Genomic DNA, 21554 nt, shown 5'->3' with positions numbered 1-21554 from the left:
GCCCTTCCTCGAAAATCTTCACTACTCGTACTTGGTGAGTTGCGGCGCCCAGTCGTCACTCAGACGCTCGGTGAGCCACTCGCGCAACGACGGACCGTAATCATCGCGTTCGAGTGCAAAGTCAACCGCAGCGCGCAGGTATCCCCCGGGATTTCCGAGGTCGTGTCGGGGACCGCGATGTACGACGACGTGAACAGGATGACCCTCGGAGATGAGGAGGGCGATGGCGTCGGTGAGCTGAATCTCGCCGCCGGCGCCCGGCTCGATGCGTCGTAGCGCGTCGAAGATCGACCGGTCGAGGAGGTATCGCCCGGCAGCGGCGAACAGCGAAGGCGCGTCCTCACGCTTGGGCTTCTCGACCATTCCGGTGACTTTGAGGACGTTCGGGTTGACGGCGTCGGGAACCGTCTCCACCTCGAAGACGCCGTACGCGGAGACATTCTCCTCGGGCACCTCGAACGCGCACAGCACTGTTCCCCCGCGCTTGGCGCGGACCCTCGACATCACATCGAGTACGCCTCGCGGCAGCACGAGATCGTCGGGCAGCAGGACGGCGACACAACTCTCGTCGTCATCGAGAACCTCCTCGGCGCACGCGACTGCGTGACCCAAACCCAGCGGTTCCTGTTGGACGACGGACTGGACGTCGAGCAGCGCGGGAGCGACCCGGACCTTTTCGAGCATCTTGAGCTTGCCGCTTGCCTCGAGCTTGCTCTCGAGCACCAGGTCCTCGACGAAGTGCGCGACCACACCGTCCTTGCCGGGCGAGGTCACGATCACGAGGCGCTGCGCACCGGAGTCTGCCGCTTCTCCTGCAACCAGTTCGATCCCTGGCGTGTCGACTACCGGCAGCAGTTCTTTCGGGACAGTCTTGGTAGCAGGCAGGAAGCGAGTTCCCATGCCGGCCGCCGGAACGATTGCAGTCCGAAAGTGCCGTGTCAGCCCGGTCTGGGATTCTGCCGGCCCATTCTCGGAGTCTGTAACCTCTGTCGCGGCTTGTGTCATGCTGCCCACCCTATCCATGCTCGCTGCGGATCTACTCCGCGTGTAGTGACGATTCCCAATGGTGTTTAAGCTCGCTTGCGTGACGCCCAGTGATTCCGTGACGCCGGCCTCCAAGGAGGAATGGCGTCGCCACGTACTGGCTAGGCGACGTTCCATTGCCGCCGAGCAGCGGACCGAGGAATCGAAGAAACTCTGTCATGCTGCGGCGGAATCGGCGCGTGGAGCGACAGGGGTGGCGGCATACGTGCCGGTCGGGAGCGAGCCTGGTTCATTGGATCTGCTCGACGCTCTCCGCCGTGAATCCCCCGTGGTCCTGGTGCCGGTGGCTCGAGAACCAGGACCTTTGCACTGGGCAGAATACACAGGCCGCACGACCCTACGGGCCGCTCCCTACGGATTGTCCGAGCCCACCGGGCCCGTGTTGGACCCCGAGTCGGTGAAGTTGTGTTCCCTCGTGTTCGTTCCCGCTCTCGCAGTGGATTTACGGGGAATCCGACTGGGTAGGGGCGCCGGGTTCTACGACAGGACGCTCGACCTCGTCGATTCGGGCATTCCGATCATTGCCATAGTGCGCGACGAGGAACTCGTCGAGGAACTCCCCGAGGAACCTCACGACCGACGGTCCTCGCATGCACTGACTCCGAACCAGGGCCTGGTCGCACTGAACCGGGAATAGCCTTCCGAATGGCTACGTTGGCAGTCAAGACTGTAGAGTGCTAATGCTCTCTCTTGTCAGAGACAGTGGAACAGCACGGAGGAACATCGATGCCCACATATTCGTACGCCTGCACCGAATGCGACAACAAGTTCGACATCGTGCAGTCGTTCAGCGACGACTCCTTGACCGTGTGCCCACAATGCACGGGCAAGCTGCGCAAGCTGTTCAATTCCGTCGGAATCGTGTTCAAAGGCACGGGATTCTACCGGACCGACAGCCGCAGCGGATCGAGCACGGTCAGTGAGAGTTCGAGCGATTCCAAGAGTGAGTCGACGCCGGCAAAGAAGGAGTCGACGACGACGTCTGCGTCCTCGACCAGCGAGTCTTCTTCTTCCAGCTCGTCCACCAGCTCGTCGACTTCGTCGGCGAAGGCCGCAGCATCCTCGTAGTAGTTTCCCGGTAGTCCACAGGCCCAGGCGCTATCCACAGCCTGGGCCTGTTTCGGTCGGTGGGTGAGGCGACAGACCGCTAGCTTTGGCTCCCATGCCGCAGACATCCGAACGCCGGGGATACACCCGCCTCGATGCCACCCTGCTGGACCGATTCACTGCCCGACCGAGTTGGGCCAGAACAGTGCTGCTCCGACGCATAGCCGCGGGTGTCCTCGCCGTGCTCGGGGTCGTCATCTTTGCCCGCGACGCTGTCGCCGAAGATCACATCCGAATTGTCGTCGCGGCCCGCGACCTCGCGCCCGGAGTCCGACTCGACACCGCCGATGTGGAGTACCGGGACTTCGACCCGGCGACGGTTCCCGACGGGACCCTGAGCGAGTTCGAGAACGTGCTGACACACACCGTCGCAGGGCCGGTACGTGCCGGCGAGCCGCTCACCGACGTGCGGCTGCTGTCCTCGCATCTCGCGGAATCGATGATCTCCGAACCCGATGCTCGTGTCGTTCCCGTGCGACTCAGCGACGCAGGCGTGACCGAACTATTGCGGTCGGGCGATACCGTCGATGTGTTGACTGTCGGAGATGGTGACAATGATCGGGTTGCGCGTGTACTGGCGACGAAGGCTGTGGTGGTTCTGGTCTCGGCCGAATCCGCACAACAACGGAGCCCCGATCGCGTCGTTCTGGTAGCCATGTCAGCCGAGGACGCGACGGCCGTTGCCGCCGCATCTCTGGTCAGCGCGCTGACCGTGACCTTCCACTAGATGCTCGCAGCAAGCCCTGTGTTGCGCTGCTCGGTAGGCGCTGCGTCTTCCACCTGAACTACTGGAGTCTCCAGTCGGCCGACGAATGTCGCGAAGTTGGTGAAGACCATCGCGCCGATCGAATCGGTGAACACAACTCGCAGCCCGAAAACATCTGCGTCATCGTCGTGGACGTGCGTCTCGATGAACACGTCGCTGTGCAAGACGTCATCGGAACGCATCGGACGGTGCTCGACTACTCGCTGTTCGGACAGGCGGAGCACGTAGGAGTCGAAATCTGCGAACACATCGCGAATAACATGCAGCGCAGCCGAGGTACCGAGATTGCGATAGGCCTCGTCTCGATGCGCGTAGTCCGCCACGTCGGCTTGGGTGGGGAACAGCATCAGCAGCACAGACCGATCGTGCGCCACGACCGGGTCATGAAATCCCGACAGGCGATGCCGCTTGCCGAGCGCGTCGTCGATCCAGTCGCGTGACGGTGCAGCATCCCCTGCTCTGTGACGGCCCATAAGGCAGATAGTATCGCGCCAGCTCATCCAGTACTAACTCTGTGAAGAATCACAGCAAAATTACTACCCACGGGTACATCAGCCGATACTAAAGGGCTGTCCCCACAGCGTGACCGTCGAGGACACTGCGTCGTTCTCGATCGTCACGTTCACGTACGAACGTGCTTCGGCGAATCCAGCGCAGCCCGACACACCGATCGTTTCATCGGCGTACGTGAATCCGCCGCCATTGCCGGAGAAGTCGAAGTCGTTCGAGATCTCCGTCGCAACCGTGACGCCGTCGATCTTCGCGTCGGTCTCGTCGGCGACGAGCTTGATGTCGTTGAGCTGCCCGGGAGCGAGATCGAGGTTGACGCCAGCGCCGATGTTGTATTCGTTGGGCTGAGTACGAGTGATGGACAGGTCCAGGGTTCCCGGCGGGAGGCTGATGGTGTTGCCCTGTCCGAACGATCCTTCGACGCCACCGCTGATGCCTGCCGAGAAATCGACCTGGCAGCCGACCAGGAAGCCCGGCTCGATGGAGCCACCACCGGGATTGGACGTCTCGACGGTGTAGTTACCGGTGACCCAGACATTGCGCTGCGTCGGCGTTGCGCCCATGGACGGCGAGATCAGACCACTCTGGCCGAAGCCCTTGACCGTCACTGTGGTGCCGTCGACGAGCGTCTTGGAAATCTCGTTGTCCGCGAGCGGCACGAACGTATCCGCGCTTGCAGCTCCTGCCGACCAGAATCCGATAGCGATGGCACCTACCGCGCCGAGCGCGGCGATCCGAGCCGCAGAAGTCCTGTTGTTCGTCAACGTACTTGTTCCCCTCGTAAAGTCCTGCGAAGTCATGTGAGGTCGGCGCTCATTCAGCCGAGGCTGAACGGCTGGCCGTACAACGTGCCCTTGTAGCGGTAGTCACCGGTGAGCTCGAGTGTCGTGTACGAGCGCGCCTGCGCGTATCCACCACAGTTGGTCACCGAGATCGCAACGTCCTGGTACTGGATTGCCGTGACGGGTCCCTTGACGTCCTTCGACGCGATCTCCACGGCCGCGACTTCGCGATCCTTCAGCGGAACGTCGAACGACACGCCACCCTCGATCTTGTTGGTGGTCTCACCCTCGCCGCCGATGAGGAACGGGATGGGGAACAAGGTGATGATGTTGGTGTTGCCGCCCTCGATGCCCGCACCGAGGTCGAGGCCGAAGCTCAGGTCGTCCATGTCGAGTTGGCAGCCAACGAGGTAGCCGGTCTTCAGTGTTCCGGTGGCCCCCTCGGGTACCTCGGACATCGCAGTGCCGGTGGCCCAGGCATTGCGGTTGAGCCCGTTGAATGCGATCTGCGGTGCAACCTTGGCCGACTCGTCGAAGTGCGCGATCTTGTACGGACCGGCGACCTTCTCTCCGTTGGCGAGCGGGACGAACGTTTCGGCATTGGCCGCTCCGGGGGACATCAGTCCGACGGCGACCGATGCGACCGCGCCGAGAACAGCGACTCGGCCGACTCTGCGCATCACGGAAAAGCGAGACTTGTTCATGGTTCCCCTCGTAAAGCACCGAATTCAGGCTGCCTCGATATCGCCACCGAGACTCATTCTCCGGGAAGGATACACAGATAAAGGCCTCATCGTTATAACAAGTCCAGATGATTTTTGTGTGTACCCCTCACATACATTCACTTTCAACCGCCTCGCTCCTCCGGCTGGTACGGACTCACTTCGACTAGCCTGACCTCCTAGCGATACACAAAAGTCCGATCGATCAGTTTCGAGTTCACCTAGGGAGGGCTCATGCTCAAGGGGTTCAAAGATTTCCTTCTTCGCGGAAACGTCGTCGACCTCGCCGTCGCCGTGGTGGTCGGCGCAGCGTTCACCGCAATCGTCACCGCCTTCACGACCAACATCGTCAATCCACTCGTGTCAGCCATCGGCGGTTCGAACGAATACGGCTGGGGGTTCCAAATCACTTCCAGCCCAGAGACTTTCATCAATGTGGGCGCTGTCGTCACTGCGATCATCAACTTCATCATCATCGCGGCGGTGGTCTACTTCGTACTGATCCTGCCGGTCAATACCGCCAAGAAGCGCTTCGTCAGCCAGCCCGACAAAGAGCTGAGCGACGTGGACGTGCTGGTACAGATTCGCGACATCCTGGCCGGCGGCACCGATGTCGGCCAGAAACTCTCGACCCCGTCCGACAGCACCGGCGGGAGCGGCGAGGCGATCGGGGATTCCGATAACCCGAGCGGCGGACTGCACAGCAAGCCCTGAGTTCTTCCCACACGAAAAAGCCCGCCACTTCCGTGAAAGCCGGAAATGGCGGGCTCTTTCGTTGCCGAAACATACTGCGGGTTTGTACACGGAAATCTCTCAGCATCTCAGAGGGTGCAATTCACCGCCAGAAATACCGTGTACTCGTCGTCGTCCTCGTAGATGTCTCCATCCTTGATGACCTGCTTGTAGTCCGACACTGCGCTCTGATTGAAGACGACACAATCCGGTCCGCCCCCATTGCGCGATATCACCCACGGCGAGTATCCGCCACCCTCTAATTCGGCGATGGCCTCATCTTCGGCCAACCCCACCGTGGACGGCGGAGGCAATATCGGAATTGCCGCAGCGGCAGTCCACGAACCCCCAACCGCTATGCCGCATGCAATACATGCAACGCCCAAACCCCTGATCAACATTGCCGCTCCCGTTACCCGACCCAAGATGGATAGAGCCCTAAAACGAGAAAAGTGTAACTCAGATCACATGGCAGGTAGGCGTCCCCCGAGCAATCGTCTCAGAAATCCTGGATCGGGAACTCCGCGAGCGTGACGGTTGTGCCATCGCTGCCACACGAGGACACGATCGCTGCCGAATTGTCGACGAACGCTTGCCCACTCTCGCTACCCGGTTCGGCAAGTTCGAGCGAGTCGGCGGGAAGTGCGGTCACCAGGGTCTGCAAACCCGACTGGACGTCGCCGCTCGCCTGATCGGCCAGGGGCGCGAACTTGGCCACCGCGGAATCCTTGGCTGCGGTCCACTTGTCGACATCACCGTCCGCGGGTCCAGCGGCGGTGAGTGCGGTCAACTCGTCGTGAGCAGCCGCGAACTGGGTACAGACATCCGCATTGGCGCCGGACGCGGTATCGCCGCCGTCGCTACTACATCCGACGAGCGTGATCAGCGCGGTGATCGCCACCGCCGAAATCAGTGTGGAGCGCATCGAGTATCAACCATTTCTCGCACGGTCGACCGCCTGAGCCGGCCGCAGTGCGCTATCGAAGATGGAGTGGGAACACAGATCGGGCCCGCCCGGAATAATCCGGACGGGCCCGATCGGGTTCAGCGCATCAGCGCCGAGGTGAAGCTGTACTAGCTGATCTCAGATCAGTTGAAGACCCACGGGACACCGTAGGTGACTGCAACATCACCGGTGGAGCTGGTGACCGAGACGTACGGGCGAACGCGGACGTTGCCGAGGATGCCGGTCGCGGTGCCGTGAGCGTTGGCGATCTGGATGGTGCCCGAAGCGCCTGCAGCGTCGCCACTGGTGCCCTGGATCTCGCCCGAAGCTGCAGTGGCATCGACGATGCCGGGTCCGGGAGCGATCTCAGCCTCGAAGCCGGCGCGCGGCAGGAGGTCGTCGACGCCGCCGGAGACTGCTCCGTCGCTGCCGATCTCGATGTATGCCTGGGGGGTCTGGTACGAGAAGGTGATCTTGCCACCGAGGCTGGCCGGGTAGCCGACCTGGTAGCCAACAGCAACGGTGCCTTCGAAGTCGTCAGCGTCAGGTCCGGTAACTTCCCAGCCTGCAACGCCGTTGGCGAACCACTCACGGGTGAGCGGGTTGCCGTCGAGCGGCGGAACGCTGTTGACGAACGTGTCGGACAGCGTCACGGTGATGAGGTTGCCGTTGGCATCCACAACCGAGTTGGAGCTGTCGACTGCGGCAGACGCGGTACCCGTACCGAGCACCAGGCCGACAACCGAAGCGCCGGCAACAACTGCAGCGCTCATGGACTTGAGTCCGCGGCTACGCCGTGACTTCTGGATCTCCGTCATTTATTCCTCATCATGTTCAGTCCCAGCGCAGTCGCACGGGAAGCTTGTGGCTTACACCCACGGTTTTTCGCCGGCAACTTTGCCGAGAATCCCCGAGCAGAACTAGATCCGTGGATCAGGTTCGTAATGTCAGTTCCGACAGACCGAGCTAGAGCGTGTTGCTCACACCCGCTCTGTAGGAAGCTGAGGGGAACATTAGAGGAGTTGCCGGATCGTGACAATCCCTACGATCGGGCGTCGTACATGTCCGAATCGTGATGTGTTTCGTGCATGTGAACGGCTTTCGCACCATACCGGCAGGTAACCCCGATCACATTTTTTGCCGTCGTGTCCGGACCGTTATAAACCTCACCGTGATGTAAACATGCCCTGAAATGCACAGACTCCGCCTCGGCACCGGCCCCGCGTAGACACGTCAATCCCGTCACCGAGTTTTCAATCGCGATGATCAGAAGCCCTCGAGTCCGAAGTGCGCACCTACTACCGCTAACGGCGAGTAAACAAATTACTAACAGCACTGTGATTCACACATAAAAATGTGTCGTGGATCACATCAGTAGTGATGCGGTGGACGCTCGCGTTCGAACCATTCCGACGACCGAGAGCCGTCGTCGAGTCGGTCGTCCGACGTCGCCTCGGGAAGGACTTCGCCGAAAACACGAGCGAGCCGGGCACGTTCTGCTCGGGCCCGGCTCGCTCGTTCGTCCACCGGCAATTCGGTGTCCTTCTGTACCTCGCTGTCCTTCTGTATCTCGTCGTCGGACATCACCTGTGGCTAGGCGTCCAAACCGGACAACTCGGAGATGACCTGACTCGCCAGCGGCGTCAGCGTGGCCATCCCGTCGCGAATCGCGGCGCGTGAGGAGGCCAGATTGACCACCAGGGTGCTACCCGAGACACCTACCAGCCCGCGAGAGAGTCCGGCGTCCAGTGATCCCGCAGCGAGCCCGGACGAACGCAGCGCCTCACTGATACCTGGGATCTCTCGATCGAGCACCTCGGCGGTCACGTCCGGAGTCACGTCACGCGGGGAGACGCCGGTGCCACCGATGGAGACGACCAGGTCTACTCCCCCGATGACAGCGGTGTTGAGCGCGTTGCGCACGTCGACCTCGTCCGAAGTGACCGCGACCACACCGTCGACAAGGAACCCTGCTTCGGTCAGCAGTTCCGTCACCAGAGGGCCGGTCGAATCTTTTTCGTTACTGTGCGCGGTCCGATCGTCGACGATCACTACCAACGCTCGCCCAGCCAGAGGTGCCTCGAGTTCCATACTGCCCACCGTAGTAGTACGGGCCGATTCGGATTCACGCTGTGCGTAAATCGTTGCAACCGTCGCAAGACGCTCGGTGTCGATGGTCATCATCGGCCACCGGGGAAGCCGGGGATCTGCAGCGGCGACTGGGGCTCCGACTGCGACCGTGACGGGGCCTGTACCGCGGCCGTCTGCGGCTCGGCAGTGCCGAGCTCGACGTCCACGGTCTTGTCGCTGCCGCCGTCGGTGTAGGTGATCTTGACCGTGTCACCGGGAGCATGTGAACGCACCGCAGCAATGAGAGCGTCACCGGTGGAGACAACGCGATCGTCGACCTTGGTGATCACGGCGCCCTTGGGAATGCCGGCCGATGCCGCAGGGCCCCCGTCCGTCACCTCTACGACTGTTGCTCCGTTCGCGCCGTCCTGGGACGGCACTTGGACGCCGATCATGGCTTGCGTCGCCTTGCCCGTAGTGGCCAATTCGTCGGCGATGCGCTTCGCCTGATCGACGGGGATGGCGAATCCGAGACCGATCGATCCGCTCTGGGACCCTGACGCCTGGCCGCCACCGAGTGATGCGATGGCGGTGTTGATGCCGATCAACTGGCCGTCGGTGTTGACCAACGCGCCTCCCGAGTTGCCCGGATTGATCGCGGCGTCGGTCTGGATGGCGTCGATGACGGAGTTCTGGTTGCCCGACTCACCGCTCGTCGACACCGGGCGGTTCAGTGAAGAAACGATGCCCGTCGTCACCGTTCCCGCCAGACCGAGGGGTGATCCGATCGCTACGACCTGCTGGCCGACCTGGAGATTCGACGAGGTTCCCAGCTCGATCGGTGTCAGACCCGTCTTGCCCTCTACTTTGATGACTGCCATGTCCGAGACGGCGTCGGCACCGACGAGCGTCGCATCCGCGATCGATCCGTCCGAGAAGGCGACCGACAGCTTGCCGTTGGCACCGGCACCGGTGGCAACGTGGTTGTTCGTGAGAATCAGGCCATCCGAGGACAGGATCACTCCCGAGCCCTCGCCCTCGGCCTGGCTGCCTTTGACCTGGATCTGCACGACGCTCGGCAGAACCTTGTCGGCGACCGCCTGGATGGAACCGTCGGGCATGTTCGCTGCGGGCTGAGCTGCCGTCACTGTCGACTGGAGCGAATTCGTTGCAGTGCCTGTGCCGTTGGTACCACCGGCCGCGAGAACACCTACAGCGCCGCCGATTCCGCCGCCGACCAGGACCAGTGCGATCGCTCCCGCGGCGAGCGTTGCTCTGCCTGGACGCCTCCGGAGTGCCTCGGGCGCATGCTGCACCGCCTCATGGTGGGTGGGAGCTGCATGCGGCTGATGCTGGCCGTATCCCTGCGCGTACGGGTTCTGCCCGTAGCCGGCAGGTCCGTACTGACCCGGCTGCCTGTACTCCTGGCCGGGTACCTGCTGGGTGGGGAACTGCTGAGTCGGGTTGTGCTGGGCCGAGTTCTCCTGCGTCGGGACAGAATCATTCTGCTCGGAGTTTCTACGGTCGTCGGTCATCTGCAGTCGCTTTCACTAGAAACCTTGCTACGAGCAAGGTCGCCCGCTTTGTTAACGACTACCTTGCACGGCCGGACTGAGAGCGTGCTGAGATGCGCCTATACGTTTGCCGTGACTGTGAACTCATGTCCGCAGATCTTTCTCACTCCGCCGGTGCTACAGCGGGTTCTCCTGGCAGAACGATGCGAATCAAGGTACCGCCCCGTTCGGATACCTCGACACCGATCGTGCCGCCGTGCTTGACGACGACTTGCCGAACGATCGCGAGACCGAGCCCGGATCCCGGCATCGAGCGCGACGCCGTCGACCGATAGAACCGCTCGAACACCAATTCGCGGTCCTCCTCGGGAATTCCGGGGCCGGCATCGTCGACGGTCAGTTCGATGAGCCCGTCGCCGATCTTGTGCATGACGACCCGCACCTCGGCGCCCGTCGGACTCCACTTGGCGGCGTTGTCCAGCACGTTCAGCACCGCACGCGATAGCCCTGCCTGGTCCCCGTAGACAAACCACGGCTCCAGCGACGCATCGAAGTCGATCTCGTTACGACGACGACGAGCACGCTCGAGACTCCGCTCGACGGCGTCGGCCAGATCGACTCGCTCGAACACCGTCTCCGGCGCGTCCTCACGCGCCAGGTCCACGAGATCGCCCACCAGAGTGGAGAGCTCCTGAATCTGCGCGACTACGTCGGTGCGCAGTTCCGCCATGTCCTCCTCCGGAATGGACGGCGCCCCTGGACGACCCGATGCGATCAGCAATTCCATGTTGGTGCGCAACGACGTCAACGGGGTTCGGAGTTCATGCCCTGCGTCGGCCACGAGTCGACTCTGACGCCCTCGCGATTCCGCCAACGCACGCAGCATCGTGTTGAAACTCTCGGTCAGACGGGCCAATTCATCGTCGCCGGTGACGGGAATAGGCGTCAGGTCATCGGTGCGTGCCACTCGTTCTGCGGCAGCGGTCAATCGGGCAATCGGCCTGAGTCCGGTTCGCCCCACCGCCATACCCGCTCCAGCCGCCAGCACCACGCCGCATGCCCCGACGATCAGAAGCACCCAGGCCAGTCTGTCCAACACAGCACCGGTGGGTGAAAGTCGTTGCGAGATAACGATTGCACTGCCGTCTTGGGCTCGCTGACTGAGCACCCGCTGGTCGTCGACGGTGCGGAGCGAGACGTCGCTCAGACCCTCGGCCACCGCGATCTCCTGGTCACCTATCGGCACCTTGGACCCTGGCGGAACGTATTTCGTCAGATCCGGGTAGATCAACGCCACCGACACATCGGTGCTGTACAGCGTCGCACCGGCTACATATCGCGGATCGAAACTAACCAGATTGCTGTTGACGAGGGCGTCGGCACGTGACCGCAACTGGGTGTCCACGTCACCGTAGAGCGCGCGCGAAACGACCGCGTAGGCGGCGATGGCCATGACTGCCACCGCAATCGCCACCACCGACGCTGCCAACAAGGTCACCCGCCACCGCAATGACACGGTGCGAGTCAGCGGCATGGGTGGGCGCATCACCGACGAATCACTACCCGCCGACCGACGCCCGAGGGGCGCAACCATCACGGGGGCGTCTCGCGGAGTACGTAGCCCACTCCGCGAACGGTATGAATCAAACGCGACTCGCCTTCAGCTTCGGTCTTGCGGCGCAGATACCCGACATACACCTCGAGCGCATTTCCCGACGTGGGAAAGTCGTATCCCCACACTTCCTCGAGGATCCGGCTGCGAGTCAGTACCCGCCGCGGATTCATCATCAGCATTTCCATGAGCGAGAACTCGGTCCGCGTCAGGCTGATCGACCGCTCTGCGCGAGTCACCTCACGCGTGACCGGGTCGAGGGAGAGGTCGGCGAAAGTCATCGCCTCCGACTCACCTTCGGCATCCATCGCAGTGCGGCGTAACAAAGCCCGCAGACGTGCAAGCAACTCCTCGAGCGCGAAGGGTTTCGGTAGGTAGTCGTCGGCACCCGCATCGAGACCTGCGACGCGCTCGGAGACCGAATCGCGGGCGGTCAAGACCAGGATCGGCAGATCGTCCCCGGTGCTGCGCAGTCGACGACACACTTCCAGACCATCGAGCCGCGGCATCATCACGTCGAGCACCAAGGCATCCGGCCTCGCCGAGGCGACCTTCTCCAATGCGTCGAGACCGTCGACGGCCAGTTCGACCGTATAACCGTTGAAGGTGAGTGACCTCCGGAGCGAGTCACGGACCGCTCGATCGTCGTCGACAACCAAAATGCGCATTGTCACAGTTTGACCTGATGGACTGAGATATGTCTGAGAAGGGTCCCCATCAGAGTTCATCCGCAGCGGGCAACCGCCTGGCAATCGGCAGATTCCAGCGCCGCCACAGCGCGAGCACCCGCAGTCCTGTTGCCGCGACCGTGCCGACGACCAGGCCGATGTCGCCCGGCAACCCCGAACCTTCGACGACCGCGACGACGGTGGAACCCAACAGCGCAGGGACCGCGTACAGATCACGGCGAAGCAGTAACGGCACCTCGTTGACGAGCATGTCGCGAATCACACCACCGGCAACGGCAGTCGTCGCTCCGATCAGGCATGCCGACAGCGAGCTTCCCCCGCTGGCCAGCGCGATCGTTGCACCCGTCGACGCAAACAAGCCCATTCCGAAGGCGTCGAGCAGCAATACTCCACGCCAGATTCGGTTCATCACCGGATGTGCGAGGAACACGATCAAGGACGTCACCAACGCGACTGTGAGGTTGGGCCACTGGTCGAGCGACGTCGGGGGATGAATCCCGAGCAGGACGTCGCGGATGATGCCGCCGCCAATTCCCGTAGTGATCCCGACGACGCAGACTCCGAACAGATCGAGGCGCTTCCGCACGCCGATCAACGCGCCGGATGCCGCGAACGCGACGATCCCGACAAAACCCAACACATCCACCAGCACGAGACAAGGGTCGCACGGGCACCTCGAGCCAGGTCAGGCCAGACCGATCGGCGAGAGCTACAGCTCCGCCAACCGGACCGTCCCGTCGGCGTCGATACTGAAGCCAGGATTGTGGCAGACCTCCCAGATGACGCCACTCGGGTCCGTGAAGTGACCGTGGTACCCACCGAACGCTGCCCGCCTGGGCTGCTTGATCACGGTGGCTCCCGCTTTCGCCGCGGCCGACACGACAGCATCGACCGCCTCGGGGGAGTCGACATTGTGCGAGAGCGTCAACCCGCCCACGGATGCAGGCCCGCCGTCCTGCCCGAGGTCCTCGGTGAACTTCTGTGCATCGAACAGCCCGAGGACCAAGCCATGCGCGATCTGGAAGAACACAATCTCACCGGGTACATCGAGCAGCGGACTCCACCCCAGTCCGTCGATGTAGAACGTCCGCGAGGCGTCGAGGTCGGTAGTTGCGAGTGTAAGGAAGTGCGCGCGTTGATCCACCGACCCATTCTGACGCTTCCGACCGAGATCTGGCAGGCTTCTTGCTGGCCAGAGAAAAACCTTCGAGAGACAAGGCAACACGTTGCCGATCGTCGACAACGCCGTCTACGTCGACGGCAAACGAACACTCACACCGGACAGCCTCGACAGCACCTGCGAGGCCATGCGCGAGCATCACGGGATGGCGTGGATAGGGCTGTACCGTCCCGGGATCGAAGAAATCAATTCGGTCGCAGCCGAATTCGGACTCCATCGATTGGTCGTCGAAGATGCCATCGACGCACATCAGCGCCCCAAGCTCGAACGGTACGGTGACCAACTGTTCGTGGTTCTACGACCCGCGCGCTACAACGACGAAACCGAGAAGGTCGAGTTCGGCGAGCTGCACGTATTCCTCGGACCTGACTTCGTCATCACGATCCGCCATGCCGAATCTCCCGAACTGGCAATCGTCCGTACCCGGCTCGAGAACTCTCCCGATCTGCTCAAGCTCGGGACGGACGCGGTTCTGTACGCGCTGCTCGACCAGGTCGTCGACGAGTACGAACCCGTGGTCGAAGGACTGCAGAACGACATAGACGAGATCGAGGACCAACTCTTCTCACGCGACCCCGAAGTGTCTCGTCGCATCTACACGCTCTCCCGCGAGGTCACCGAGTTCCAACGCGCGACGGGCCCCCTGGTGTCGATGATCGAGTCGCTCAAACTTGGTGAGGACAAGTACGACGTCGACATCGAATTGCAGCGCGACCTGCACGACGTCCTCGACCACTGCGTCCACATCGCCGAGCAGGTCGAAGCCTTTCGCGTCAACCTCCAGAACGCGCTGTCGGTCAACGCAACGCTCATCGCACAACAACAGAACGACGAGATGCGGGCGATGACCCAGGTGAGCCTCGACCAGAACGAGCAGGTCAAGAAGATATCGTCCTGGGGTGCAATACTTTTCGCCCCGTCACTGGTCGCAGCGATCTACGGAATGAACTTCGAGGACATGCCGGAGCTGAAGTGGCACCTCGGCTATCCGGCGGCAATAGTGGCGATGGCAATCTGCTCGAGCATTCTCTATATCGTCTTCAAGCGTCAGAAATGGCTGTGACCCGGCGGTTGTGAAGCGCGAACGCCGCCCACGACGACCCCACGAACAGGACGCCCGCCACGATAGTTGTTATCGGCCAATACAATGCGGTGTTGTTCCCCAACGATCCGGCGCCGAACATCACCGCCGGCGCACCCAACCCGAGTTTGAAGTCGAGCGCCCTGGGCCTGACCGCGGGTGAACCGAACCACGGTATTCGACGGCCGCGATTCTCGGCGAGAATCCTCGCAGTCGACTGAACGCACAGCACCGCGCCGCCGACCACCATGACCACAGCGAGCGCGATAATCCACCAGGAGCCGTTCCTGGTCGCCGTCGTCGCACCGAGCGCTACGACGGCCACGAAGGCCAGCGCCACCTTCCACCACGGCGCAGTACTGCGAGGCTCGTCCGGCGGGACACTCACCGGGCGCATAGGAGGTAGATCATCCATGCCCCGACCCTCTCATACCGACCGGTCGCTTGGGAATGTGAGTGGCGCGACCGAGCACACGTCAGTGCACTCAGCCGCACCACTGGACTGCTACGTCCCCTTGACGTTGAGAATTTGCCGCAACTCGTGCTCGATCGACACGAGATCGACGGCATCGGCCATCACGACGTCGATGTCCTTGTACGCATCAGGAATCTCGTCGACGAACTCCTCTCCGTCCCGGAACTCGATTCCCACCATGCGTGTCCGCAGATCATCGAGCGTGTACCTCTTCCTGGCCTCGGTCCGCGAGAACCTCCGCCCAGCCCCGTGCGGAGCCGAGCACAGACCGGCGGCGCTCCCCTTACCGACAACGACGTACGACCTGGTTCCCATCGAGCCGGGAATGATCGCCTTGACGCCCTCGTGCGCATCGACGGCACCCTTACGCGTCAACCAGACATCCTTCTTTCCGTGCTTCTCCTTCACCGTGTAGTTGTGATGGCAATTGATCCTCTCGAGCTCTCGGTGGTCCTCGGTGCCCATCCACTTGGCGAACACCGCTCCGAACCGGTCCATCATTTCGGCCCGATTGAGAAACGCGAACCGCTGCGCCCACTTCAGATCCGTGATGTACCGGCCGAATTCGGGCACGCCTTCCGGCAGGTAGGCGAGATCTTTGTTCGGCAGATCGATCCACCACTGCGAGCACAGCCGCTGCGCGACCTTGATGTGCTTCTGCGCGATCTTGTTTCCGACACCACGCGATCCACTGTGCAGGAACAGCCACACCTGATCGGTCTCGTCCAGGCACAGTTCGACGAAGTGATTGCCGCCACCTAGTGAACCCAGCTGCTCCCGCCACTTCGGTGAGTGGTCGAGGTTCACTGCATTCGACGCGGCGAGACCCTCCAGTTCGGCCAGTTTGGGCGCAGTGAAGTCCCACTCGTCGACGCCGATGTTGTAGTTGCCCGGCGACAGTGGGATACTCGCTTCGATGGCGTGTCGCAGAACTGCCAGGTCCCCACCCTGGACGTCTGACTTGGTGAAACCGGTTCGTACACCGATCATTCCGCACCCGATGTCGACCCCAACGGCAGCCGGGATCACTGCACCGAGCGTCGGGATGACGGTGCCGACAGCGCTGCCCATTCCGCTGTGTGCGTCGGGCATCAGGGCGACGTGCGGATGCACGAACGGCATCGACGCCGTCTCCCGTGCCTGAGCCAATGTGTTGTCTTCGATGTGGGAAGCCCAATTGAGCAGCTTCGAGCCCGCCTTCTTCGGGGGCATGATGTGTCCTCTCAGCCCCCTCGGTTGAAGGAGGCGCTAGTGGAAGAGTTGTTTCACGAACGGAATGGAATCCGCCTGCGATTGAAGTAGTGCACCGCTGTGATCGGTCGGATAGGTGTGCAACGTGACGTCTTGGCCGTTCGCTTTCATCTGGGCAACCAGCGAAAGCGCAGCGGGCGCAGGCACATCCACGTCGGTCAGACCCTGGCCGATGAACACCGGTCGGTCGTAGCCCGAGGTGGGCACGCCCATGTAGTCGTTGACAAGACCGTAGAAATTCGGGATCTGATTCAGTGGTCTGCTGAACAGATCACCGGAAACAGTTCCCTCGAACTCGTCCTCGGCGTCGAGCACACAGACCTCTTCCGCGCGGTCGACGAGTTGTCTTCCCTGCTCGGTGAGGTACGAGTTCAGCTCGATCTCCGGATGCGCGTATCGCAGACCCGCCAGGATGTACAGCAGGTACGTCGTGAGCCCTTTGCCCATCGCGACTGGCAGAACACCCGGACCCAACGGCAACAGAGCAAGTTCGATGTTCGCGGGAACACCGGTTCCGACGGCTCCTCGGTAGTCCAGTTCGGGCCCACCGTATTCCGTCGCGTAGCGGGCGGTGGTGATTGCCGCGCCGCCGCCCTGGGATTGGCCGATGACCACCCATTTGTTGGACAACGACTCCTCGACCGCGCCCGCGGCCTTGACCGAGTCGACGACATTGTGGGCAGAGACCTTGCCGTCGAGATACGGCATCAAGCCGGGTGTACCGAGACCCACGTAGTCGGTGGCGGCAATAGCGTAGCCCTGACCTAGCCACGTCCCGAGGTACTGACGGTCTCGCTCGGCGTCGGCAGGGCCGACCAGCGACGGGGCACAGTCGTCGTCCAAGCCCGAGGTGCCGTGCGCCCAGCCCACCACGGGCCAGCCGCCCTCGGGCGCTTGGCCTTCGGGGACAAAGAATGCACCGGTACTCAACGCGGGGTTGCCGTCGGATCCGACAGTCCAGTACGTGATCCGCTTGGCTTCGGCCGTTCCGGGAAGCCACAGGTCGGCGGCCAACTCCTCGACCTTCACGACGGTCCCCGGCGTCGTGTCGACCTCGTCCGCTGCTGCGACCGAGACACTCAGAACAGATGCGCCCAGCACCAGGGACGCCGCCCCGACGGCAGCGATCAGCGAACGGAAGTGAGTCGGCATGAGAGACACAATAACTCTCCGGGCACGAGGAACGCGCGCGAATTTCCTTCAGACGCCTCCACCGACCAGCACTCCCAACAGATAGGTCACTCCCGCCGCCCCGTACCCGATTGCCAACTGTCGCAGAGCGCGCTTGACCGGCGGGCCTCCGCTGAGCAGTCCGACCACCGTTCCTGTCCCGAGCAGAGCGATGCCCACCAGCACTGCGGCAACCACCAGCGCTACAACACCTTCCAGTCCTACGAGATACGGCAGCACCGGGATGACCGCACCGGAGGCGAAGAAACAGAAGCTGGCCATGGCGGCACCGATTCCGGTTCCAACCGATTCGTGAACACCGGACTCAGCGGCCATCGCATCCTCCGAAGACAGATTCTCGAGCACACGGGATGCCTTGGTCTCGGCATCATCGGGCGACATGCCACGCGCACGGTAGACCAACGCCAGTTCGTTGGAGTCGACGTCGAGATGGTGGACGGCCTCGCGGGCGGAACCGTCGGGTGCCGACGCCTCGAGCAACTCCCGCTGCGAGCGAACCGACACGTACTCCCCCGCGCCCATCGACAGGGCACCGGCAAGTAGCCCGGCGAGTCCGGTGACCAGAACGATGTTGTTGGACACGCCACTGCCACTGATGCCGAGGACGAGCGCGAGATTGCTGACGAGTCCGTCGTTGGCCCCGAACACTGCGGCTCTGAAGTTGCCGGACAGACGGTTTCGTCCGCGCGTCGCAAGCCCGCGAACCACCTCGGCGTGGATCTGTTCGTCGGCGATCATCGCGTCGGTGGCACCGGACTCCGGCGTATAGGGAGACCTGGTCTCGGCGCGCTGCGCGAGTGCGAGCACGAACACCGACCCGAACCGTCGGGCCATGACTCCGAGGCCGCGGGTGCGGAGGCTTCCCTTCAGCGGCATGCCCACTCGATCACCGAGCAGGCGTCGCCAATGCGCCTCATGACGGCCCTCTGCCTCGGCGAGCGCGAGGAGGATCTCGCGCTCCTCGCCGGTACGACGCCCGGCGAGGTCGCGGTAGACCGCAGCCTCGGCCCGTTCGTCGGCGAGATAGCGTCGCCAACGCTTGACGTCCTTGGCCGAGGGCTCTGTCATAGGCTCAACCTACCGCTAGCTGGGGTCGTACACCCCCGTCTGCACGGCCTTGACGAGCCGGCGAGGGACTCGATACTCCACCCCCGCGACGCGGACGGTCACCAGATCCGGCGCTGTCGCCTTCCACTGCGCCCGACGACTGCGGGTGTTGGATCGCGACATCTTCCGCTTCGGTACAGCCATGACTCAGACGTCCTTCCGCGTGCGGCGGCCGTAACGCTTCTCGAACTTCTCGACGCGGCCTTGGGTGTCCATGATGCGGCTCGCGCCGGTCCAGAACGGGTGCGATTCGTTGGTGACGTCGACGACGACGAGCGGGTAAGTGGCCCCGTCCTCCCATTCGATCTCACGAGATGAGGTGATGGTGGAGCGGGTGAGAAATTTCGTCCCCGTGCCCGCGTCCTGGAAGACCACCGGGTGGTAGTCGGGGTGAATTCCTGATTTCATTCTGTTGCCTCTCGGTGTGTGTCCTGATAGGGCGATTCGCTTGTTTCACAGGGGTCTTCGTGCCACTGCCCGAACGGGTCGTTCCAGTGCTTCCAGGCATTGCGGTCTTGCATCTCGTCATCGGAGACCAAGGCCCACTGCAGAGTTCGATCGATCTCCGACGGGTCCGCCGCATGAACGAGGACCACGAGTGAGGTGTCTCGATCACCGAATTCGTCGTCCCACCGCAGTGCGGCCATCGCCCGACGGGAGGTGTCGACGCCGTCCTGCTCCTCCGGGGTCATCGCCGCCAACCATTTACCGGCACTGGCGACACGCAGTCCCCCGCCCGCGGACTCGATCCACAGCGCTTCGTCGGGCTGCGTGGCCACCCAAGCTCGTCCGCGCGCAGTGACGACGCCGTCCAGAAGGACATCGATCGCTTCGTGCAGTCGTTCGGGATGGAACGGCCGGGTCGCGGTGAACTCGACAAGGCTCACCCCGCACTCGCCGGTCAACGGCGGCTGCCCCCGAAGCAATGGCGAGTGGGCATCGGTGACCTCGCCGCGCCTGGCGTCGAATGGCACTGCAGCGACGAGAGCTTCGGCGTCGAGTGTGTCACCCCGGCCGACCCACGCAATCGGCGCACCCGGCGCCAGTCGCTCGAGAACTGCCGTGAGTTTGGCACGCTCCCACGGCTCGACGTCGGGGTCGACAGAAACAACGAGCGCATCTGCGTAGTCGACCTGCCCGACGACGACTTGTGCGACGGTTCGATCGTCGTCACCGCTGGCGACTATGCCTCGATCGGCGAGCGCGTCGTCGCCAGTGGCGTCGGCGAGCCAGGTTGCGGCGTCGAGACAATCGACGACGGCGTCGATGCGAACATCTCGCGAGGCCGGCCCGTCGACCTGCCCGACGACACCTGCGACCACGACGTTCTCGATCGCCCAGCACAGCGCCTCGGGTTCGAGGGCCGGGTCCATGGCAAGCACGATGCGTTGTACCGAACTGCGCGCCGCGAGCCGGCGCAGCAGTGGCAGCAAGTCCTCGCGCAAGGTGCACGAGACGCATCCGTGGGCCAGTTCGAGGATCGTTTCTCGCGGCGGTTCGGCGTTCGCGTACAGCGTCCGGCGGACCACTCCTTCGTGCACCCGGCCAAGTTCGTGTCGGACAGCGGCGGTTCCTGGCGTCAGTAGCGAGGCCACTACCGCGTCCATGGCACCCGTCCAGCCCGATACGAGGACGACCGGCGTGCGACGGTCCACTGGATAGTTCACGAGCACCCTTCTTTCGACAACGATTGTCATTTGCTACGGATGCACGCTACATTCCTCGAAGCGCTTTGTCGAAAACGATTGTCATAACAGCTAGAGAGGAGCGCGTATGTCCGCGCACTGCCAGGTGACCGGGAGGAAACCAGGATTCGGCAAGTCCGTGTCCCACTCCCATGTGAGGACCAACCGTCGCTGGGATCCGAACATTCAGAAGAAGACCTACTTCGTGCCGAGCCTGCGTCGCCGCGTCACGTTGACGCTGTCGGCAAAAGGCATCAAGACCATCGACCGCGACGGCATCGATGCGGTCGTCGCAACACTGCTCGCGCGGGGGGAAAAGTTCTGATGGGCAAGAGCACGGACGTCCGTCCGATCATCAAGCTGAAGTCGACTGCCGGAACCGGCTACACGTACGTGACCAGGAAGAACCGCCGCAACGACCCCGACCGGATCGTCCTGAAGAAGTACGACCCCGTCGTCCGCAAGCACGTCGATTTCCGAGAAGAGCGCTGACATGGCCAAGAAGTCGAAGATCGCCAAGAACGAGCAGCGCAAGGTCGTCGTCGCGCGGTGGGCGACGCGCCGGGCCGAGCTGAAAGAGATCATCCGCAAACCGTCGACCTCCGATTCCGAGCGTGCCGATGCTCAGGCGGCACTGCAGCGTCTGCCGCGCGACTCGAGTCCGGTACGATTGCGCAATCGTGACGCTGCGGATGGACGTCCGCGCGGCTACCTACGGAAATTTGGACTTTCCCGCGTGAAAATGCGCGAGATGGCTCACCGCGGGGAGCTGCCCGGCGTCCACAAGTCGAGCTGGTAAGGAACAGGGAAAAAACAGATGGCAGTCAAGAGAGCACCGTCGAAGAAGGTCCGCGCAGAGGCAGGGCGTCGACCCAAGAAGAATCCGTTGAACGCCGCCAAGGTCACCACGGTGGACTACAAGGACATCAACCTTCTTCGTCAGTTCATTTCCGACCGCGGCAAGATCCGCAGCCGCCGCGTAACCGGCCTCACCCCGCAGCAGCAGCGTCAGGTTGCCGTCGCGGTGAAGAATGCCCGTGAGATGGCTCTGCTGCCGTTCACCAGCCGCTAGAAACTTCGCTAGCAGAAA

The 21554-nt window shown here is 62.7% G+C and carries 30 protein-coding genes; 9 read left to right on the top strand and 21 right to left on the bottom strand.

What is annotated here, in order from left to right; genetic code table 11:
* Window positions 1–21: 21 nt before the first annotated feature.
* Window positions 22–1005, bottom strand: coding sequence for a UTP--glucose-1-phosphate uridylyltransferase (locus WDS16_RS01740; protein ID WP_338890043.1), 984 nt, complete (start codon window positions 1003–1005; stop codon window positions 22–24).
* Between the two features lie 79 nt (window positions 1006–1084).
* Between WDS16_RS01740 and WDS16_RS01735 the strand changes: the two genes are divergently transcribed.
* The 3 genes from WDS16_RS01735 (at window position 1085) to WDS16_RS01725 (ending at window position 2878) form a co-directional block, all read left to right on the top strand.
* Window positions 1085–1681, top strand: coding sequence for a 5-formyltetrahydrofolate cyclo-ligase (locus tag WDS16_RS01735; protein WP_422395742.1), 597 nt, complete (start codon window positions 1085–1087; stop codon window positions 1679–1681).
* Between the two features lie 89 nt (window positions 1682–1770).
* Window positions 1771–2112 (top strand): FmdB family zinc ribbon protein, encoded by a 342-nt coding sequence (locus tag WDS16_RS01730; RefSeq protein WP_338890042.1) that lies wholly within the window; start codon window positions 1771–1773, stop codon window positions 2110–2112.
* 94 nt (window positions 2113–2206) lie between these two features.
* Entirely contained in the window at window positions 2207–2878 is a 672-nt protein-coding gene (locus tag WDS16_RS01725; RefSeq protein WP_338890041.1) for an SAF domain-containing protein, read from the top strand.
* Here WDS16_RS01725 and WDS16_RS01720 read toward each other — a convergent pair.
* The 3 genes from WDS16_RS01720 to WDS16_RS01710 form a co-directional block, all read right to left on the bottom strand.
* Window positions 2875–3390: a hypothetical protein gene (locus WDS16_RS01720; RefSeq protein WP_338890040.1), complete on the bottom strand. Its 516-nt coding sequence runs from the start codon at window positions 3388–3390 to the stop codon at window positions 2875–2877. The genes WDS16_RS01725 and WDS16_RS01720 overlap by 4 nt on opposite strands.
* A 78-nt stretch (window positions 3391–3468) precedes the next feature.
* Window positions 3469–4191 (bottom strand): MspA family porin, encoded by a 723-nt coding sequence (locus WDS16_RS01715; RefSeq protein WP_338890039.1) that lies wholly within the window; start codon window positions 4189–4191, stop codon window positions 3469–3471.
* A 53-nt stretch (window positions 4192–4244) separates the two neighbouring features.
* On the bottom strand, window positions 4245–4913 hold the full coding sequence (locus WDS16_RS01710) for an MspA family porin (protein ID WP_338890038.1): 669 nt from the start codon (window positions 4911–4913) through the stop codon (window positions 4245–4247).
* 252 nt (window positions 4914–5165) lie between these two features.
* On the opposite strand from WDS16_RS01710, the gene mscL reads away from it, so the two are divergent.
* Window positions 5166–5645: a large conductance mechanosensitive channel protein MscL gene (gene mscL, locus WDS16_RS01705; RefSeq protein ID WP_338890036.1), complete on the top strand. Its 480-nt coding sequence runs from the start codon at window positions 5166–5168 to the stop codon at window positions 5643–5645.
* A 107-nt stretch (window positions 5646–5752) separates the two neighbouring features.
* On the opposite strand, the gene WDS16_RS01700 is transcribed toward mscL, so the two are convergent.
* The 10 genes from WDS16_RS01700 to WDS16_RS01655 all read right to left on the bottom strand — a co-directional run bounded on the left by WDS16_RS01700 (window position 5753) and on the right by WDS16_RS01655 (window position 13638).
* On the bottom strand, window positions 5753–6064 hold the full coding sequence (locus WDS16_RS01700; RefSeq protein WP_338890034.1) for a hypothetical protein: 312 nt from the start codon (window positions 6062–6064) through the stop codon (window positions 5753–5755).
* Between the two features lie 98 nt (window positions 6065–6162).
* Window positions 6163–6588, bottom strand: coding sequence for a hypothetical protein (locus tag WDS16_RS01695; protein ID WP_338890032.1), 426 nt, complete (start codon window positions 6586–6588; stop codon window positions 6163–6165).
* Window positions 6589–6752: 164 nt separating this feature from the next.
* Window positions 6753–7427: an MspA family porin gene (locus tag WDS16_RS01690; RefSeq protein WP_338890031.1), complete on the bottom strand. Its 675-nt coding sequence runs from the start codon at window positions 7425–7427 to the stop codon at window positions 6753–6755.
* A 553-nt stretch (window positions 7428–7980) separates the two neighbouring features.
* Window positions 7981–8193 carry a hypothetical protein gene (locus WDS16_RS01685; RefSeq protein WP_338890029.1) on the bottom strand — a complete coding sequence of 71 codons (213 nt, stop codon included), beginning with the start codon at window positions 8191–8193 and terminating at the stop codon, window positions 7981–7983.
* Between the two features lie 9 nt (window positions 8194–8202).
* Complete coding sequence (locus WDS16_RS01680; RefSeq protein ID WP_197480869.1) at window positions 8203–8700, bottom strand: MogA/MoaB family molybdenum cofactor biosynthesis protein; 498 nt, start codon at window positions 8698–8700, stop codon at window positions 8203–8205.
* An 89-nt stretch (window positions 8701–8789) separates the two neighbouring features.
* On the bottom strand, window positions 8790–10214 hold the full coding sequence (locus WDS16_RS01675) for a S1C family serine protease (RefSeq protein WP_338890028.1): 1425 nt from the start codon (window positions 10212–10214) through the stop codon (window positions 8790–8792).
* 142 nt (window positions 10215–10356) lie between these two features.
* The gene (locus WDS16_RS01670) at window positions 10357–11787 is read right to left on the bottom strand and encodes a HAMP domain-containing sensor histidine kinase (protein ID WP_338890026.1); all 1431 of its coding nucleotides are present in this window, start codon (window positions 11785–11787) and stop codon (window positions 10357–10359) included.
* Window positions 11787–12479: a response regulator transcription factor gene (locus WDS16_RS01665; protein ID WP_338890025.1), complete on the bottom strand. Its 693-nt coding sequence runs from the start codon at window positions 12477–12479 to the stop codon at window positions 11787–11789. The genes WDS16_RS01670 and WDS16_RS01665 overlap by 1 nt, the downstream gene beginning before the upstream one ends.
* A 43-nt stretch (window positions 12480–12522) precedes the next feature.
* Window positions 12523–13146, bottom strand: coding sequence for a trimeric intracellular cation channel family protein (locus tag WDS16_RS01660; RefSeq protein WP_338890023.1), 624 nt, complete (start codon window positions 13144–13146; stop codon window positions 12523–12525).
* A 57-nt stretch (window positions 13147–13203) separates the two neighbouring features.
* Window positions 13204–13638: a VOC family protein gene (locus WDS16_RS01655; protein ID WP_338890021.1), complete on the bottom strand. Its 435-nt coding sequence runs from the start codon at window positions 13636–13638 to the stop codon at window positions 13204–13206.
* 82 nt (window positions 13639–13720) lie between these two features.
* Between WDS16_RS01655 and WDS16_RS01650 the strand changes: the two genes are divergently transcribed.
* A complete protein-coding gene (locus WDS16_RS01650; protein WP_338890019.1) occupies window positions 13721–14737 on the top strand; it encodes a magnesium and cobalt transport protein CorA in 1017 nt (338 codons plus the stop codon).
* Here the strand turns inward: WDS16_RS01650 and WDS16_RS01645 are convergent.
* From WDS16_RS01645 to mrf, 7 genes are all read right to left on the bottom strand, one after another.
* Window positions 14715–15170 carry a hypothetical protein gene (locus WDS16_RS01645; protein WP_338890017.1) on the bottom strand — a complete coding sequence of 152 codons (456 nt, stop codon included), beginning with the start codon at window positions 15168–15170 and terminating at the stop codon, window positions 14715–14717. The genes WDS16_RS01650 and WDS16_RS01645 overlap by 23 nt on opposite strands.
* Window positions 15171–15260: 90 nt before the next feature.
* On the bottom strand, window positions 15261–16442 hold the full coding sequence (locus tag WDS16_RS01640) for an RtcB family protein (RefSeq protein WP_338890016.1): 1182 nt from the start codon (window positions 16440–16442) through the stop codon (window positions 15261–15263).
* 36 nt (window positions 16443–16478) lie between these two features.
* Window positions 16479–17633: a lipase family protein gene (locus tag WDS16_RS01635; RefSeq protein WP_338890015.1), complete on the bottom strand. Its 1155-nt coding sequence runs from the start codon at window positions 17631–17633 to the stop codon at window positions 16479–16481.
* 48 nt (window positions 17634–17681) lie between these two features.
* Complete coding sequence (locus WDS16_RS01630; RefSeq protein ID WP_338890014.1) at window positions 17682–18740, bottom strand: VIT1/CCC1 family protein; 1059 nt, start codon at window positions 18738–18740, stop codon at window positions 17682–17684.
* Between the two features lie 15 nt (window positions 18741–18755).
* Window positions 18756–18923, bottom strand: coding sequence for a 50S ribosomal protein L32 (gene rpmF, locus WDS16_RS01625; RefSeq protein WP_338890013.1), 168 nt, complete (start codon window positions 18921–18923; stop codon window positions 18756–18758).
* Window positions 18924–18926: 3 nt separating this feature from the next.
* Window positions 18927–19187: a type B 50S ribosomal protein L31 gene (locus tag WDS16_RS01620; protein ID WP_338890011.1), complete on the bottom strand. Its 261-nt coding sequence runs from the start codon at window positions 19185–19187 to the stop codon at window positions 18927–18929.
* The gene (gene mrf, locus WDS16_RS01615) at window positions 19184–20434 is read right to left on the bottom strand and encodes a ribosome hibernation factor-recruiting GTPase MRF (protein WP_422395803.1); all 1251 of its coding nucleotides are present in this window, start codon (window positions 20432–20434) and stop codon (window positions 19184–19186) included. The genes WDS16_RS01620 and mrf overlap by 4 nt, the downstream gene beginning before the upstream one ends.
* Before the next feature lie 118 nt (window positions 20435–20552).
* Here mrf and rpmB point away from each other — a divergent pair, with 118 nt between their 5' ends.
* The 4 genes from rpmB to rpsR are packed head-to-tail and all read left to right on the top strand — an operon-like array spanning window position 20553 to window position 21536.
* Window positions 20553–20789 (top strand): 50S ribosomal protein L28, encoded by a 237-nt coding sequence (gene rpmB, locus WDS16_RS01610; protein WP_338890008.1) that lies wholly within the window; start codon window positions 20553–20555, stop codon window positions 20787–20789.
* The gene (gene rpmG / locus WDS16_RS01605) at window positions 20786–20956 is read left to right on the top strand and encodes a 50S ribosomal protein L33 (protein ID WP_170947607.1); all 171 of its coding nucleotides are present in this window, start codon (window positions 20786–20788) and stop codon (window positions 20954–20956) included. The genes rpmB and rpmG overlap by 4 nt, the downstream gene beginning before the upstream one ends.
* A gap of 1 nt (window position 20957) precedes the next feature.
* A complete protein-coding gene (gene rpsN / locus WDS16_RS01600) occupies window positions 20958–21263 on the top strand; it encodes a 30S ribosomal protein S14 (RefSeq protein WP_338890006.1) in 306 nt (101 codons plus the stop codon).
* Window positions 21264–21281: 18 nt separating this feature from the next.
* The gene (gene rpsR / locus WDS16_RS01595) at window positions 21282–21536 is read left to right on the top strand and encodes a 30S ribosomal protein S18 (RefSeq protein ID WP_008719028.1); all 255 of its coding nucleotides are present in this window, start codon (window positions 21282–21284) and stop codon (window positions 21534–21536) included.
* Window positions 21537–21554 lie beyond the last annotated feature (18 nt).

It is taken from the genome of Rhodococcus sovatensis, from assembly GCF_037327425.1.
GTDB lineage: Bacteria > Actinomycetota > Actinomycetes > Mycobacteriales > Mycobacteriaceae > Rhodococcoides > Rhodococcoides sovatense.
Note: the sequence above shows the minus strand (reverse complement) of the source record. Positions and strands in the feature narration are given on the sequence as shown.